Source organism: Maribrevibacterium harenarium (genome assembly GCF_006385675.1).
Classification (GTDB): Bacteria; Pseudomonadota; Gammaproteobacteria; order Pseudomonadales; family Marinomonadaceae; genus Marinomonas; species Marinomonas harenarium.
The window spans coordinates 1-17,128 of sequence record NZ_VFRR01000019.1 but is presented as its reverse complement, the minus strand read 5'-3'; the positions used below and the strand labels follow the sequence as shown (position 1 = coordinate 17,128).

Annotated in this window: 13 protein-coding genes; 11 read left to right on the top strand and 2 right to left on the bottom strand. The window is 48.3% G+C overall.

What is annotated here, in order from left to right:
- Window positions 1-9: 9 nt before the first annotated feature.
- The 10 genes from FJM67_RS10340 (at window position 10) to FJM67_RS10295 (ending at window position 12,691) form a co-directional block, all read left to right on the top strand.
- Entirely contained in the window at window positions 10-3,027 is a 3,018-nt protein-coding gene (locus FJM67_RS10340; RefSeq protein WP_140589040.1) for a sarcosine oxidase subunit alpha, read from the top strand.
- Window positions 3,020-3,691: a sarcosine oxidase subunit gamma gene (locus FJM67_RS10335; protein WP_140589039.1), complete on the top strand. Its 672-nt coding sequence runs from the start codon at window positions 3,020-3,022 to the stop codon at window positions 3,689-3,691. The genes FJM67_RS10340 and FJM67_RS10335 overlap by 8 nt, the downstream gene beginning before the upstream one ends.
- A 53-nt stretch (window positions 3,692-3,744) precedes the next feature.
- Window positions 3,745-4,611 (top strand): formyltetrahydrofolate deformylase, encoded by an 867-nt coding sequence (gene purU / locus FJM67_RS10330; RefSeq protein WP_140589037.1) that lies wholly within the window; start codon window positions 3,745-3,747, stop codon window positions 4,609-4,611.
- 195 nt (window positions 4,612-4,806) lie between these two features.
- Window positions 4,807-6,186 (top strand): L-serine ammonia-lyase, encoded by a 1,380-nt coding sequence (locus FJM67_RS10325; protein ID WP_140589035.1) that lies wholly within the window; start codon window positions 4,807-4,809, stop codon window positions 6,184-6,186.
- Window positions 6,187-6,390: 204 nt separating this feature from the next.
- Window positions 6,391-7,383: a Bug family tripartite tricarboxylate transporter substrate binding protein gene (locus FJM67_RS10320; protein ID WP_140589033.1), complete on the top strand. Its 993-nt coding sequence runs from the start codon at window positions 6,391-6,393 to the stop codon at window positions 7,381-7,383.
- A gap of 73 nt (window positions 7,384-7,456) precedes the next feature.
- A complete protein-coding gene (locus tag FJM67_RS10315) occupies window positions 7,457-7,897 on the top strand; it encodes a tripartite tricarboxylate transporter TctB family protein (protein ID WP_140589032.1) in 441 nt (146 codons plus the stop codon).
- Window positions 7,898-7,900: 3 nt separating this feature from the next.
- Window positions 7,901-9,415 (top strand): tripartite tricarboxylate transporter permease, encoded by a 1,515-nt coding sequence (locus FJM67_RS10310; protein ID WP_140589030.1) that lies wholly within the window; start codon window positions 7,901-7,903, stop codon window positions 9,413-9,415.
- 114 nt (window positions 9,416-9,529) lie between these two features.
- The gene (locus FJM67_RS10305; RefSeq protein WP_140589028.1) at window positions 9,530-10,213 is read left to right on the top strand and encodes a response regulator transcription factor; all 684 of its coding nucleotides are present in this window, start codon (window positions 9,530-9,532) and stop codon (window positions 10,211-10,213) included.
- Window positions 10,176-11,642, top strand: a complete 1,467-nt coding sequence (locus FJM67_RS10300) for a sensor histidine kinase (RefSeq protein ID WP_140589027.1) — start codon at window positions 10,176-10,178, stop codon at window positions 11,640-11,642. The genes FJM67_RS10305 and FJM67_RS10300 overlap by 38 nt, the downstream gene beginning before the upstream one ends.
- A complete protein-coding gene (locus tag FJM67_RS10295; protein ID WP_140589025.1) occupies window positions 11,639-12,691 on the top strand; it encodes an ABC transporter substrate-binding protein in 1,053 nt (350 codons plus the stop codon). The genes FJM67_RS10300 and FJM67_RS10295 overlap by 4 nt, the downstream gene beginning before the upstream one ends.
- Window positions 12,692-12,733: 42 nt before the next feature.
- Here FJM67_RS10295 and FJM67_RS10290 read toward each other — a convergent pair whose 3' ends face one another.
- Window positions 12,734-13,588, bottom strand: coding sequence for a universal stress protein (locus FJM67_RS10290; RefSeq protein ID WP_140589024.1), 855 nt, complete (start codon window positions 13,586-13,588; stop codon window positions 12,734-12,736).
- Window positions 13,589-13,597: 9 nt separating this feature from the next.
- On the bottom strand, window positions 13,598-15,088 hold the full coding sequence (locus tag FJM67_RS10285) for a SulP family inorganic anion transporter (protein ID WP_140589022.1): 1,491 nt from the start codon (window positions 15,086-15,088) through the stop codon (window positions 13,598-13,600).
- 216 nt (window positions 15,089-15,304) lie between these two features.
- Between FJM67_RS10285 and FJM67_RS10280 the strand changes: the two genes are divergently transcribed.
- Window positions 15,305-17,128: retention module-containing protein (locus FJM67_RS10280; RefSeq protein WP_140589021.1), on the top strand; the 1,824-nt coding region annotated here is incomplete at its 3' end.

Sequence of the window (17,128 nt, the reverse complement as noted above, 5' to 3'; positions counted from 1 at the left end):
AGCGGGATCATGGCGCAGAAAAATCGTTTACAAAGTGGTGGCCGCGTTGATCGCACAAAACCTGTTAGCTTTACCTACAACGGTAAAAAATACCAAGGTTTTGCTGGCGACACACTCGCTTCTGCCTTGTTGGCCAACGGTGTAGATCTAGTTGGTCGTAGTTTTAAATACAGCCGTCCGCGCGGTATCGTTGCTGCGGGTGCGGAAGAACCGAATGCGATCATGCAAATCGGTGCCACTGAAGCGACTCAAGTACCTAACGTACGTGCCACTCAGCAAGAGTTGTTTGATGGCCTAGTTGCTGGCTCAACCAATGGTTGGCCAAATGTTGAAACCGACCTAATGGGCTTAGTGGGTAAAGTTGGTGGCAAGATGATGCCTCCAGGCTTTTACTACAAGACCTTCATGTTCCCGCAATCCATGTGGGAAACCTACGAGCAATTTATTCGTAAAGCAGCAGGTCTAGGTCGTTCACCAAAAGAATACGATCCTGATATCTACGACAACATCAACCAACACTGTGATGTGATGATCGTGGGTGCTGGCCCTGCTGGTCTTGCGGCGGCGCTAGTTGCCGCTCGTGGTGGTGCGCGCGTTATCATCGCCGATGAGCAAAACGAATTCGGTGGCAGCTTGCTAAGCAGCAAAGAAACTATCGACGGTAAAGCCGGTAGTGCATGGGTTAGTGAAGTAGTAAAAGAATTGGCTACTTACAAAGACGTGCAAATGCTGCCGCGTTCTACTGTGAACGGTTACCACGACCACAACTTCCTAACTATCCATCAGCGTTGCACTGATCATATTGCAGATCGTGCACCAAATGGCCAAGTGCGTCAGCGTATGCACCGTGTTCGTGCCAAATGGGTAGTACTAGCGACTGGTGCTCACGAGCGTCCTCTAGTATTCGGTAACAACGATGTGCCAGGTTGTATGGTGGCGAGTGCTGTCTCTACTTACATTAACCGCTACGGTGTTCTTCCTGGCAATGAGCTTGTGCTTATGACTAGCAACGACAATGCTTACCGCACAGCATTGGATTGGCATGATGCAGGTCGTAAAGTGGTAGCGATTGTTGACAGCCGTCGTAACCCAAGCGGAGATCTAGTGTCTGCTGCTCGTGATCGTGGTATTAACATCATTGCTGGTTCTGGCGTGATTGATGTGCACGGTAGCAAGCGCGTTCAAGAAGTCTCTGTTGCTTCTCTGTCTGAAGATGGTTCTCGCGTTACTGGTTCCGTACAAAAGCTACGTGCTGATACTGTTGCTTCTTCTGGTGGTTGGAGCCCTGTTGTTCACTTGTCTTGTCACACTGGCTCTCGCCCAGTCTGGAAAGATGATGTAATCGGCTTCGTTCCAGGTGCTACCGTACAACAGCAACTTATTGCTGGTGCGATTTCTGGCGACTTCACTACTGAAGGTGCCTTGTCTCAAGGTATCAAAGCAGCTCAGGAAGCGTTGTCTAAGCTAGGCAAATCTGCTCCTGAAATGGCCGTGCCGAAGACAGATAAAGTGGTGCAGGGCAAGCCTATGGCGTTGTTCCACATTCCGCACTCTAAGCCAACTTCGCAAGCACCTAAACAGTTCGTCGACTACCAAAACGACGTTACTGCGGCTGGTATCGAGCTAGCTTGTCGTGAAGGTTTTGAGTCTATCGAACACGTTAAACGTTACACCGCAATGGGCTTTGGTACTGACCAAGGTAAATTGGGTAACATCAACGGTATGGCGATTGCGGCGAAGTTCTTGAACCAGTCTATTCCAGAGACAGGTACAACTATCTTCCGTCCAAACTACACGCCAATCACGTTTGGTGCCATCGCTGGCCGTAACTGTGGCGAGTTGTTTGATCCAAAACGTTACACAGCAATGCACAAGTGGCACGTTGAGCATGGTGCGAAATTTGAAGACGTTGGTCAGTGGAAGCGTCCTTGGTACTTCCCGAAACCAGGCGAGTCTATGCATGAAGCGCTAAACCGTGAATGTGTGGCTACCCGTGAGTCTGTAGGCATTCTTGATGCGTCTACTCTTGGTAAAATCGATATCCAAGGTAAGGATGCTCGTGAATTCCTAGGCCGTGTCTACTCTAACGCTTGGGCGAAGCTACCAGTTGGTAAATGTCGTTACGGCCTAATGCTGAAAGAAGACGGCATGGTATTTGACGACGGTGTAACTTCTTGCCTAGGTGACAACCACTTCCTAATGACCACCACAACAGGTGGCGCAGCGGGTGTGTTGAACTGGCTAGAGCTATACCATCAAACAGAATGGCCTGAGCTTGAAGTATACTTCACTTCAGTAACTGACCACTGGGCAACCATGACCATTTCTGGCCCTAACAGCCGTAAGTTGCTGGAAGAGCTAACTGATGCTGACGTTTCTAAAGAAAACTTCGGTTTCATGGATTGGAAACCAATGGAAGTTGCTGGTGTGCCAGCTCGTGTGTTCCGTATCTCCTTCACCGGCGAGTTATCATTCGAGATCAACGTTCAAGCGAACTATGGTCTACACGTTTGGGAAAAACTGTTCGAGCATGGAGCGAAATATAACCTGACTCCATACGGCACTGAAACCATGCACATCCTACGTGCAGAAAAAGGTTTCATCATCGCTGGTCAAGATACTGATGGTTCAGTACACCCTTACGATCTAGGTATGGGGTGGGCTGTGTCAATGAACAAGCCTTTCAGCTTCATCGGTAAGCGCGGTATGGGTCGTGAAGACTGTGTACGTAAAGACCGTAAACAGCTTGTTGGCATCAAAACCATTGATCCAAACGTGGTATTGCCTGAAGGTGCTCAGGGCGTATTTGACCCAAGTGCACCAATTCCAATGCCAATGGTTGGCCATATTACTTCTAGCTACTGGAGTGCAAACCTAGGTCGTTCTATCGCCATGGGCTTTGTGAAAGGTGGTTTGGACAAGATGGGGGAAAAAGTTTACTACCCACTTGCTGATGGCCGTGTAGTTGAAGCTGAAATTTGTAGTCCAATTTTCCTAGATCCAAAAGGGGAGCGTCAAAATGTCTGATGTTAAAGCAACCGGTGCTGAAGCGACTTCCGTACCAACCAAGGTGGTCATGAATCAGCTACCTGGCGCTGGCATTGTGGGTCAGTCTCCGTTGCATCACGCTGACTTAGAGACCGTTGCTAAAAACGGTCCTAAACAGGGCGGTGTAAAATTTAAAGAGCAGAAGCTAATGGGCTTGCTTACATTACGTTGTAATGCGCAAAACCCAGAGCAAGCTGCGGTAGCAGAAAAGCTGTTAGGTGTTGCTTTGCCAACTACGCCACTCACTTCTGTAGAGAAGGGTGATACATCGGTTCGTTGGATCTCTCCTGACGAGTGGCTGATTGTAGTTCCTGGCAACAAAGCGTTTGCGTTAGAGTCGGCATTCTTTGCCGACATGCCTGGACATTATTCGCTAGTGAACGTAAGCGGTGGTACTACCATTTACCAATTGTCTGGCGCTAATGTTAAAGACGTGCTGAAAAAGTCAACGCCAGTTGATATTCACGATAGTGAATTCCCAGTAGGTAAAGTAGTATCTACCGTATTCGCTAAGAGCTCTGCTGTGATTCGCCGTACCGGTGAGCAAAGTTTTGAGCTTGTCGTGCGTCGCAGCTTTGCTGACTACCTATGGCTATGGATTCAAGATGCTAGCCGTGAATTCGGTTTGGTAGTTGAAGCCTAAACCCATCCGCTTAGGCCAGCCTTCGGGCTGGCCTTTCAACGAGAGAACAGTCTATGAAAGCAACCACTAAACCTTGGATTTTTACCGCTCAATGTCCAAGCATGATTGGTACGGTGGACGTTGTTACCCGTTTCATGGCCGAATCCGGCAATTACATTGAAGAAATTCATTCTTTTGATGATCAGGAATCAGAGCGCTTTTTTATTCGCATCGCGTTTTTTCCTAAATCTGAAGAATTTGATGCCCAAGCATTTAATGAGCAGTTCGCTTTGCGTGCTGAGCCATTTCAGATGTCTTGGGAGTTAACGGAACCGAATCATCGCCCTCGCGTTGCCATCATGGTTTCCAAGTACGACCACTGTTTGAATGACCTGCTTTACCGTTACCGTACTGGTCAGTTAAATATTGAAGTTCCAGTGATTATTTCTAATCACCCGGATCTTGAGCCATTGGCTCAATGGCATGGTATTCCTTACTACTATTTGCCAATTACGGCAGACACTAAGCCACAGCAAGAAGCTCAAGTGATTGAGTTGATTGAAAAGTACGAAGCTGAATTGGTAGTTCTTGCGCGCTACATGCAAGTATTGTCACCAGAAATGTGTCAATACCTAGATGGCCGTGCTATCAACATCCACCACTCATTGTTGCCTGGTTTCAAAGGTGCTCGTCCTTATCACCAAGCGTGGGAGAAGGGTGTGAAAATGGTGGGTGCAACGGCTCACTATGTAAATAACGATTTGGATGAAGGCCCAATTATCACTCAGGGTATCCAATCGGTAGACCATGCTCATTATCCCGAAGATTTGGTCGCAAAAGGACAAGATGTAGAACGTGTAACCCTGTTTAATGCGGTCAAATCTCACGTTGAAAAACGTGTGTTTTTGAATGGCAAACGCACGGTTGTGTTTGGTCGCTAAGGTTTTTTCCAGATTTAGATCTGGTTTTAGCGCACTTCATCTTTCCCGTCTCTTGCCGTTCCGGCAATCATTTTGAGCTGCCAATTGGCAGCTCAAATTTTTTTGATTAATGCTTGTTTTTAGTCAATAAAATCTGTAATAGTTTCATTTTTTCACATTTGTTTCCTATTGGAAATTTCGTTTACTGGAGGCGTCATGTCTATCAGCGTGTTCGATCTGTTTAAAATTGGTATCGGCCCATCTAGCTCCCACACGGTCGGCCCTATGTCTGCTGCGGCAGATTTTGCCGGAGCGTTGTTAGACCAGCAATTAACTTCATCTACCCAGCGAGTATTGGTAGAACTGTATGGTTCCTTGAGTGCCACGGGCAAGGGGCATGGAACGGATAATGCGGTGATTATGGGACTAATGGGCGATCGTCCAGCGACCATTGACCCAGACTGCGTTAATGGTCGCATCGCTGAATTGCGTGCTAGCCAGCGCTTGCAGTTGGCTCCAAGCCAAGAAATCGAGTTTATCTGGGAACGCGACATGCTCTATTTGGAAGAAAACCTTCCATACCATCCGAATGCAATGCGTCTCACCGCATTCGACCAAACGGGTGCAGCGCTTTACAGTAATACTTATTATTCTATCGGCGGCGGTTTCGTAATCGACGAAACGGCAGCGCAGCAAGAAACCCATCTAGTACCCCAAGTCGAGCTTCCATATGACTTCAATAGCGCTAAGCAGCTATTGGCCCTGTGCAAAGAGCATGGTTTATCTATCTCGGAATTGATGATGGAGAACGAGAAAGTTTGGCGTACCGAAGAACAAGTTCGTGAAGGTCTCATGGACATTTGGGGTGCCATGAAAGAGTGTATTGCCAACGGTCTGCACAAAGAAGGGGTATTACCCGGTGGCCTAAATGTGCGTCGTCGTGCTATGAGCCTGCATAAATCTTTGATCCGCGCCACACGCCCCAACATCATCAGTTCTACATTAAGTGCGATGGACTGGGTGAATCTCTACGCATTGGCGGTTAACGAAGAGAACGCGGGTGGGGGCAGAATGGTGACCGCACCGACCAACGGAGCTGCTGGTATCATCCCCGCGGTATTGACCTACTACATGGAGTTCGGCACTAAACCGACAGAAGAGAATGTGGTGGATTTCTTATTGGCGGCCGCGGCTATTGGCGTACTTTGCAAGAAGAACGCCTCTATTTCCGGTGCTGAAGTTGGATGCCAAGGCGAAGTGGGTTCCGCTTGTGCGATGGCCGCTGCTGGTCTATGTCAAGTGATGGGGGGAACCCCTGCCCAAGTTGAAAACGCAGCAGAGATCGGCCTAGAGCATAACTTGGGTCTTACCTGCGATCCGGTTGGTGGGTTGGTGCAAGTGCCTTGTATTGAGCGTAACGCCATCGCGGCAATGAAAGCGATTAACGCGACCCAGATGGCGCTGCGCGGTGACGGTGATCACTTTATTTCCCTCGATAAAGTCATCCGCACCATGCGCGATACCGGCAAGGACATGCAAGATAAGTACAAAGAGACTTCCCGTGGTGGTCTAGCGGTGAACGCCATCGAGTGTTAATGCCTTAGTGCATATCGCCATAGTTTTGTCTAAAGCCGTGCTGATGATTTCAGCGCGGCTTTTTTAATTCTGCAAATTTTGTTCAAAAAATTGTCATTCTGACAGGGTGATGACAGGTTCACTGGTTATCTTAGCCAAACTGGGAAGCGAAATATCGCCCCTTTCTTTGTGCTAAACAAAAACAACAACAAGCAGGAGATAACCATGCTTAAATCTATGTCTCTAAAATCCCTAGTGGTAACAGGTGCTGCGGCCTTAACAATTGCTGGTCAAGCCCATGCCTATGAACCAGCTCGTAGTGCCGAGTGTATTGCTCCAGCTAACCCTGGCGGTGGTTGGGATTTTACTTGTCGTAGTGTTGGTAAAGCACTGACTGACCTAGGTTACATCAAAGGTAATGTACAGACCGTGAATATGAGTGGTGCCGGCGGCGGTGTCGCATTTGCCCACACGGTAAGTAAACGTGCTAAAGACGACGCTCTTATTGTTGCTGCGAGTACGGCAACCACTACTCGATTGGCGCAAGGCCAATTCCCAGGAATGAATGCTGACCAAGTAAAATGGGTGGGTACCTTGGGTGCCGATTACGGTGTTATCGCCGTAGGTAAAGATTCCAAATACACCTCTCTGACACAAATGATGGACGCTCTGCGTGGCGATCCAAGTGCTGTTAAGTTTGCCGGTGGTAGTGCGTCAGGTGGTTGGGATCATCTAAAAGTCTTGATTACTGCTAAAGAAGCGAATGTCGGCCAGTTGCCAAAAATCCGTTACTTGGCTTTCAGTGGTGGTTCTGAAGCCCTAGTACAGGTTGTTGGTGGCCATATCGATGCTTTCACCGGTGACATCTCGGAAGTAAAAGGCTTTATGGATTCTGGTGACCTACGCATGTTGGCGGTATTGTCCGAAGAGCGCCTGCCAGCGCCATTTGACGCTATCCCGACCGCACTAGAGCAAGGCATCAGCTCCGTTGCTCCAAACTGGCGTGGTTTCTATGTGCCAGGTGAGGCCTCTCAGGATTCCTACGACTGGTGGGTAAACACTATGGAAGAGCTTTACCAATCTAAAGAGTGGAAAGACATCATGGCGAAAAATGGTCTAATGCCATTTAACAAGTCTGGTGCAGACTTCACTCAGTTCGTTAAGAACCAAACTCTTAACATCGAAACTCTATCTAAAGATATCGGCTTAATCCGTTAGTCAGCCGATCACTTGGGGGGAACCCGCGTCCCCCCTTTTTTCTGTATTTCCTGTATTTTTTCGGAGCATTTACATGCGCTTAAATGATCGTGTGTTTGGGCTGATATTGCTCATTTTAGCCGTAGTCTATGGTTATGAAGCGACGAAATTTCCTGAGCCTTTTGGTGGTCAGGAATCGGTTGGGCCAGAGACATTCCCAATATTGTTGTCGTTTCTCTTGGGTATCGGTGCCATTTACATGATGGTAAAACCCGATCCAAATGCGAAATGGCCTGCGCTATCTATGTTGATTGAGTTGGCGATTGTCTGTGTTGTATTGATGGGCTTTGCATGGGCAATTGAGCCGGTGGGCTTTATTCCATCTGCTGCTGTGGCGGTGGGCTTTTTGTCTTGGCGCATGGGTGCGAGCTTGTCTAAAGCGGCTATCACAGGCGTTGCGACTTCGGTATTTATATTCGTAATCTTCAATAAAGTGCTGGAATTGGCTTTGCCTGCCGGTATCTTGGGGTTCTAAGTTATGGAAACAATCAGTTTACTTCTTGATGGCTTTTCGGTGGCGCTGACGCCAGAAAGCCTTATGTTTGCCCTAATTGGTTCCATTTTGGGGACATTAATCGGTGCTTTACCGGGCTTGGGGCCGGCCAATGGCGTAGCGATCTTGATTCCATTGGCGTTTAGCTTAGGTCTATCTGCGACCTCATCTTTGATCTTGCTAACCTCGGTTTACGCCGGCGCTATGTACGGAGGCCGTATTTCGTCTATTTTGCTGAATATTCCAGGCGATGAACCGGCGATGATGACTTGTCTTGACGGCTATCCAATGGCAGTCAAAGGTAAAGCGGCGGAAGCTTTGGCGACCTCAGCTATAGCTTCCTTTATCGGTAGCTTTATCGCTACCATTGGTCTCGTGATTTTGGCACCGATTCTAGCTCGTTTCGCTCTAAGTTTTGGTCCTGCTGAGTACTTTGCCTTATTTGCACTGGCCTTCGCTACCTTAGGTGGTATTACCGGTAAGAATCAATTTAAGACACTGATTGCCGCCGCGTTGGGTCTGATGATTGCGACCGTTGGTATTGATATTTCTTCCGGTGTACAGCGCTTTACCTACGATAATTTGCACCTGTTCGAAGGTGTGGATTTCTTGATTGCGATTGTGGGTTTGTTTGCGATCTCTGAGCTGTTCTTCTTCCTGGAAGCTCATGCGGGAGATGGCTTGAAGCAGGTTGCAATTAACAAGCTTAAATTGACGTTTAAAGACTTCCTGTTCGTACTACCTGCCTCTTTGCGTGGTGCGGTACTTGGTTTTGTTGCGGGTGTATTACCGGGAGCAGGCGCCTCTTTGGGAAGCTTTATTTCGTATACTCTGGAAAAACGTATCTCTGATAAAGGTACTTTCGGTACGGGTGATCCACGCGGTGTGGCGGCTCCGGAAGCGGGTAACAATGGCGCTGCATCCGGTGCATTGGTGCCAATGCTAACTTTGGGTGTACCTGGAAGTGGTACCACCGCCGTACTGTTGGCCATGTTGATCTCTTTGAACGTTAATCCAGGCCCCATGTTGTTCCAACAAAATGCGGATCTTGTTTGGGGGGTGATTGCAGCGCTATTTGTTGGTAACTTGGTATTGCTACTGTTGAATATCCCCATGGTAGGCATCTTTGTTAAGTTACTCAGCATTCCACCGAAATACTTGATGCCTATTGTTACCCTCATTGCCTCTGTTGGTATTTATTCCATCACAGGTTCTGCGGTTGACCTTTACTTTATGGTTGGCTTTGGGGTGTTGGGTTATGTGTTGCGTAAAGTTGAGATTCCGCTAGTGCCGGTCATCTTAGGTATGTTGTTAGGGCCTGAAATGGAGAAAAACCTACGCCATTCCCTAGTGTTATCGGATGGTGATTGGGGCATCTTGTTTAGCAGCGGTTTGAGTATTGGTCTGTGGATCGTTGCTGCAGCGGGTTTGATATTGCCGATTATCGTGGGCCCAATGTTGCGTGCACGTATGAAACGTAACGCACCAACAGCGGACTAAGCAAAGTATCAAGTGACTCTCCCACAAAGGGTGTGATCAATGGGCTCAGGTGCTAAGATGCAACTGGGCCCATTTTTGCTTTTTTGGCGAACAAAAATAATAAGGTTAGGGTATATGCGTATTTTGGTGGTGGAAGATACGAAAGTGCTGGGTACAGCGATTTGTGAGCGTCTTGCCAGTCTTGGACACGCCGCCGATCTGGTGGAAGATGGTAAACAAGCTGATGATATTTTGAGTTACCAAGAAGTGGATTTAGTCATCCTCGATCTCAACTTGCCCTCCGTATCAGGGTTGCAAATATTACAGCGGCTGCGGGCTCGAGAGCAGGCAACCCCAGTATTGATTTTAACTGCCCGGGATCAGGTGGAAGATCGCATTACTTTGTTAGACGCAGGAGCAGATGATTACCTAACCAAGCCATTTGACTTTGGGGAGCTGGAAGCGCGAGTTAGAGCACTATTGCGACGCCGTCAAGGTTATGCCGCCAATGTGACTGAACACGGTAACATCACCGTGGATCGTGATAAACGCCAAGTGAGTGTCAATGGTGAAGTCACTCCGGTAACCAATCGGGAGTTTCGTTTATTGGAGATTTTTCTTGGGCACTTGGGGCGAGTGTTAAGCAAAGATGAAATCACGGAGCACCTGTTCAACTTTGATGAAACGCCAGGCCCTAATGCGATAGAACTGTACGTGGCTCGGCTACGTAAAAAACTTGCGCAAGGGGATTTAGTGATTAGTACCTTACGGGGCATCGGTTATGTCGCCGAAATTCATTCATCCGACCCCCGCCGCTGAAGCATTAGAGCAGAAACAAGCGCCGTCTTTGCGCTTTCGTTTCCTGCTAACCGGCATCTTGCTAATCGGCTTTATTGCTGGGCTAGCGATCAAACTGGTGTTCGATTACAGCCAAAAACTGGCTGATTTATCCTTCGATCGACTCCTGCAAAGTGCTCTGTTGCAAATGGACGAGAACGTCTCCTTTATCCATAAGGAAGTGTTGATCGATATTCCATGGTCCGCGTTTGCTACCTTGGCCCAGGCCAGTGATGATCGTGTTTTCTATAAAGTAGAAAGTTCCCAAGGCGGTTTTATTACGGGCTATGCTGATATTGATAGCGAACCTCTGTATAAGCCGGTGATGGGGAAAGTACAATTTTTTGACCGTCGTTATTCCGGTGAGTTAGTACGGTTCGCTTACATGGAGCGTTATCTTACTGACCCAGAAGCAAGCGGCACGGTGCGAATTATCCTTGGTCATACACGGCTAGCTCGGGAAGCCATGTCAAACTCCATTACCCAGCGTGCAGTCGAGGTCGTTGTATTAGTCGCGTTGGTGGCAATCACCTTTATTGCTGTAGGGAGTCAATTGGCTCTGCGCCCCTTGCACCGTATTGGTCGTTTGATCGAAGATCGTTCCCCTGGGGATTTATCTCCCTTGACATTACGGACTCCTAAAGAGACGCTCCAGTTAAAACTCGCCATTAACCATTTTATGGCGCGGCTACAGACCAACTTAGAGCAACTTGAAAACTATACCGCGGATGCGGCTCATCAATTACGAACCCCTATCGCGAGCTTGAAGGCGGTGGCAGAAAACGCCCGGGATATTCAAAACCCTGATGCCCAGCGCCGAGCCTTAAATCAAATTGTTAACCAGTGCGAAGCCCTCAATGAAACCGTGACCACCTTATTGAACCAGGCAGTTATGTCCCACCGATTGCAAACTCAGCACAAAGAGTTGCTCGATCTCGTGGAGCCAGTGCGGGACAGTTGTCGTGATTTAGCCGTGACAGCGTTACGAAAGGGGATCTACCTATCTTTTGAATGTGATTTGGATGGTGCCATGATAGTGGGTGACCGTTTTGCAATTCAGCAAATGATGCAGAATCTGATCGAAAATGCAGTGCGCTATTCCGTTGCAGAGATGCCTAGTGACGATAAAGTGCAGCAGGAAGTGATAGTGCGTATCTTGCCGGGTGATGGTAGTTTTTGTGTGCGAGTAACGGATTTTGGCATTGGTATTCCCGATGCTCAGAAATCCAGGGTCTTTGAGCGTTTTTATCGAGGGCGCTACGACATTGCTGGCACTGGGGTTGGTTTGGCGTTGGTGAAAGATATCGCTGATCACCATCATGCATGCTTGGAAGTGCTAGATACGGTGCCACGGGGAACGACTATTGCGGTGAGTTTTCCCGCCTACCGAGGTTCAGAGGTGGAGCAATGAAAAAGCTATTCTGGGCATTTGGCCTTTGGTTGGTTAGCGCAAGTCAGCTAGTGGCTGAACCGGTGTATTTCGGCCGTGATGATGCTCCCCGCTACTTGCATATTCAATCGGCTCTAGACTTGGCGTCGGTGGCTCCTTTGCTAAGCCAGTTTGTGCAGAGCTTTTCTGATATACGCATTGGCTATGAGGATATTAATACTAAAGAGCTGTACCAAAACGTATTGCTTCACCAATCAAATGGGGCAAGTTTGATCATCAGTAGTGCCATGGATTTGCAGCTTAAATTGGTAAATGATGGCTTCGCTCGCGCCTATCGTTCTTCGCAAACGTTACAGCTGCCTAGTTTTGCAAAATGGCGTGATCATTTGTTTGCTTTTTCCTTCGAGCCCGTAGTTATGGTGCTGAATAAAGCTGCTTTCGCGTCATATTCTTACCCAAAAGATCGTCAGGGCTTGCTAGCCTATGTACGGCAACAGGGGGAAGCCATTCGTGGCAAAATTGGCACTTATGATATTCGCCAAAGTGGTGTTGGATATCTATTGGCGAGCCAAGATGCCCGACAAGCAGATACGACGTGGGGGCGTCTGTTAGAGGCGTTTGGTAGCCATTCTGTCCGTACCTATTGCTGTACCAGTGAGATGATCGATGACGTTGCGCAAGGTCGCTTGGTGATTGCTTACAACCTACTAGGCTCCTATGCGGCCCAGCGAGTAAGGGAAGACGACCGGTTGGTCATGGTGTTGCCGAAAGATTATACCTTGATGGTTATGCGTACCTTATTAATTCCGGTAAATGCTCCTAACGTTGAGGATGCGGGGCTGTTTATCGATTTTATTTTATCTCGGGCGAGCCAGCAGGCGATGGCGCGAGAAGGATTGTTGTATCCAGTGAACAGCGAGGTATCGGAACAAACCGATAATTTGACTTTGCCGCCTGGGCCAACACGCTCTATTGAGTTAGACCAGCAGTTATTAGTAGGGCGAGACTTACTCAAGCAACGGCGCTTTATCGAAAGCTGGGAAACGGCACTGGAGCTTGGCGTAGAGTAGTGGCAAGGTGCTTTACCTTGCCACTGGTATACAATAAAAATATTAACGCAGAATCAATAAAGGGATCGGGCTTGCCATAATCATTTTAGTGGTATTGCTACCGACAAAGAATTGGCGCACTTTAGAGTGAGCGTAGGCGCCCATGACCATTAGCTCTATGCCATTGCTATCCCGATAATTTTGCAAGCTCTCATAGATGTTGTTACCACCAAGGCGCTCCGCAGAGACGACAAATCCAGCGGATTCCAGTTTGTGTTTGGCGCTAATAAACGCTTGGTTAATATCTTGGTCTGGTCGCTTAACGTTAACTAAATGGCAGTGCATTCCTTTAAGTAAAGGGCTAGCAATAATGCGTTCAAGGGCTTTGTCGGCAGTTTCACGTCCATCATAGGCGATCATAAAGCTAGATGGCTGCTGAAACTTATCCACGGTAATTAAGATGGGTCGGTGGACTGTGCGAGCAGCGCTTTCGATATGGGAGCCAATCACATTCAAATCATTGGCGTGGTCTTCGCCACAACGTCCCAAGACAATTAGACGCGCTTGATCTTCTAGATCTAGCAAAGCCTCAACTAAGTCACCATGACGCTGGGTAACGCTGACCGCTTCCACATCAAGTGCTTCTACGTGCTCTCTTGCTGCTTCTAGCAGTAGTTTTCCTTGGCGTTGGGCGAGTTTGGCGCGCTCTTCATCCAAGTGGGTTAGCTCGTCCAATAAGTGTTCCCGGCTACCAAAGCCAATGGCGCCTGAAAGATCCGTTTTGTTACTTGTGGCTGACTTCTCTATGGTGTGGAGCATTACTAGCGGTGTATCGAGGGTCTTAGCAGCCCACGCTGCTGCATCGGCCACGTATTCCGACTGTTTGGATGCATCGATACAAGCGATGATATTTTGCATGAGATCTCCTTAATGGCCGCCCATCATTTTTTCGACTTCTTCTGGCTTATCATACACGCCAAACTTATCGACTACAGTGGCGGTGGCCTCATTCATGCCAATCACCTTCACTTGAGCGCCCTCACGACGGTATTTGATGACAACTTTGTCTAATGCGGATACGGCAGTGATATCCCAAAAATGGGCTTCCGATAGGTCAATGGTGACGTGATCAACCACTTCTTTGAAATCAAAAGATTTATTAAATTGCTCTGAAGAGGCAAAAAACACCTGACCGATCACCTTGTATGTACGGTGACCTTCTTGCTCATCTTGATCAGCTTTAACCACCATAAAGCGACCAATTTTATTGGCGAAGAAGAGAGCCGCTAATAACACTCCTACGAATACGCCAAGAGCGAGGTTGTGTGTCATCACCACAATAGCGACGGTCGCAAGCATAACGATATTGGTGGAAAGTGGGTGGTGCTTCAGGTTAAGAATAGACTGCCAAGAGAAGGTACCGATTGACACCATAATCATGACTGCAACCAATGCGGCCATGGGGATCTGGCTAATCAGATCATCTAAAAAGACCACCATAATGATCAATAGACCGCCAGCGATGAAAGTGGACAAGCGACCGCGACCGCCGGATTTCACGTTAATCACCGATTGACCGATCATGGCGCAACCCGCCATACCGCCCATCAAGCTGGCACCGATATTCGCAATCCCTTGACCTTTACACTCGCGGTTACGGTCACTGGTGGTATCGGTTAACTCGTCCACTATGGTGGCAGTCATCATAGACTCAAGTAGACCAACGACACTCAGGGCCAAAGAGTAGGGTAGAATGATCATTAAGGTTTCGAGATTTAACGGCACTTCCGGTAATAGGAAAATAGGTAGGGAGTCGGGTAGCTCGCCCATATCACCGACGGTACGAATATCGAGCCCTACATACATGGCGAAGGCGGTCAAGGAAACGATACACACTAGCGGACTAGGTAAGCTTTTACCGATTACAGGGACGTATGGGAACAAGTAGATGATACCGAGGCCTGCGGCTGTCATGGCGTAAACATGCCAAGTCACATTAGTGAGCTCTGGCAACTGGGCCATAAAGATCAAGATGGCCAGTGCATTCACAAACCCCGTCACTACCGACCGAGATACGAAGCGCATTAGGCTGCCAAGCTTCAAATAACCAGCAATGATCTGAAATACACCGCATAAAAAACTGGCAGCTAACAGGTATTGTAGACCGTGTTCTTTTACCAATGTGACCATAAGCAGTGCCATAGCACCGGTCGCGGCCGAAATCATGCCGGGGCGACCGCCCATAAACGCAATAATTACAGCGATACAAAAGGAAGCATACAAGCCTACTTTAGGATCAACACCAGCAATAATAGAAAAAGCGATGGCTTCTGGAATTAACGCTAAGGCAACCACCGTGCCGGATAAAACATCGCCGCGAATGTTGGAAAACCATTCACGCTGCATTGAACTAATCATGAATTACCTATGTTTGAGGAGTGGTAACACCACTATGATTTAGGAGGATTGCGGAAAAATTACACTAAATTATAAAGAATGGCGCTTTAAGTCGCAATTCGCATAACAGATTCACCCTAATTGTAAAAATATGTACCAAGGTACAGTAGTACTAGTTGCCCTAGCAGGATATGGTTGGCAATGAGTGAGAATTTTATTTTTTAGGGAATTTACGTTATGAGCGATAACCAAGTCTCTTTTGCAACTTTAGGTAATGCCGTCGGTTTTGTAGTACAACTTGAAGGTGTTGTTCGAGTCCAAGCCATCGATGGTAGTGAACGTACCATTAAACAAGGTGACCCGATTTTTTATGGGGAAACTGTGGTTGCCGTGGGCAATGGCAGTGCCACCATTGAATTTGTCGATGGCGCGCAAATCATTGTTGCGAATGAGGCGGTGGTTGAAATCACTGACGAAATTTTCAGTTTTGGCTCTGACCAAGAATTGGTAGCAGATGCCACAACCGATGCCGAAGCGCTGCAACAAGCCATCTTGGCAGGTGTTGACCCGACCTTGATTCAAGACGCGCCGGCTGCCGGTGAACAAACCAACGCAGATACTCAAGGAGAGAGTGATCGTGTTGATGTAACTATTTCTCGCTCAAATTTAACAGCTCTTCCCGATTACGGTTACGACACAGCCAACAGTCGCTCAGTTGAAAGTGGTGGTAACGTATATTACGGCCCAACAGGCTACAAAGTGCCTGAGGCTACAACTTTCCCGGCTCCTACAGCTAGCTCCCCTGTTGAAAATGCTTCAGTTACGGTTCCCGCCGCCAATCTTGTAACGAATGCTCAAGAAGCTACCAGTGTAACTGTTACCCTAGAAAATATCGGCTCTACTGCCCAGACAGTCTCTATTACATTCTCCGATAACGACCCAAATACTCCGGATATTACTGTTGCTGCAACCAATCTTGGTGGCGGGCAGTGGCAAGTTACAGGAGTTGATTTAACGTCCTTGTCTGACGGTGATATCGCCGTTACTGCGCTGGTGACCGATGACGGTGGTAATCAATCAGAGCTTACGGGTGAGATTACCCTTGATAAATCCGCTGATGCGGAAACCCCAGAGCTAGCACTAGAAGTGGCAGCTACTGATTTAGTTGTAGATAGCTCAGAAGTTAACGACGTTTCGGTCACGCTAAGTGGTATTGATCCTGATGCTGCGACCGTCACAGTTACCTTTAGCGATGGCGATCCTACTACTCCGGATGTGGTCGTTGAGGCACAGAAGAATGCGACCGGTGAGTGGGTTGTGCCAGAAACGGATATCAGCGGATTAAAAGATGGAGATATCACAGTAAAGGCTAAAGTTATCGATGAAGCTGGTAATGAATCGACTAAAGAAACCGCGATTGAGAAAATTAGCGAAAGCGGCATCAGTGCGGTGAAGGATAGCGATGCGGACGTGAACACCATCAGTGAAAGTGCGGCGAACGGTACCGAAGTACAGATCACAGGTCTGGCGACGGATGCGGATGCGACCGACGAAGTCACTTACAGCTTGACCAACGATTACAACGGTGCGTTCACGATCGATGCGACCACCGGTGTGGTGACCGTGGCGGACAACACCAAGCTGGATTACGAAAGCGATACGGCTCCGACCATCGAGATCACAGCGACGTCAACGGATGGCAGCAGCTCGAAAGCGACGTTCACCATCAACCTAACGGATGACACAAGCGAAAGCGGCATCAGTGCGGTGAAGGATAGCGATGCGGACGTGAACACCATCAGTGAAAGTGCGGCGAACGGTACCGAAGTACAGATCACAGGTCTGGCGACGGATGCGGATGCGACCGACGAAGTCACTTACAGCTTGACCAACGATTACAACGGTGCGTTCACGATCGATGCGACCACCGGTGTGGTGACCGTGGCGGACAACACCAAGCTGGATTACGAAAGCGATACGGCTCCGACCATCGAGATCACAGCGACGTCAACGGATGGCAGCAGCTCGAAAGCGACGTTCACCATCAACCTAACGGATGAC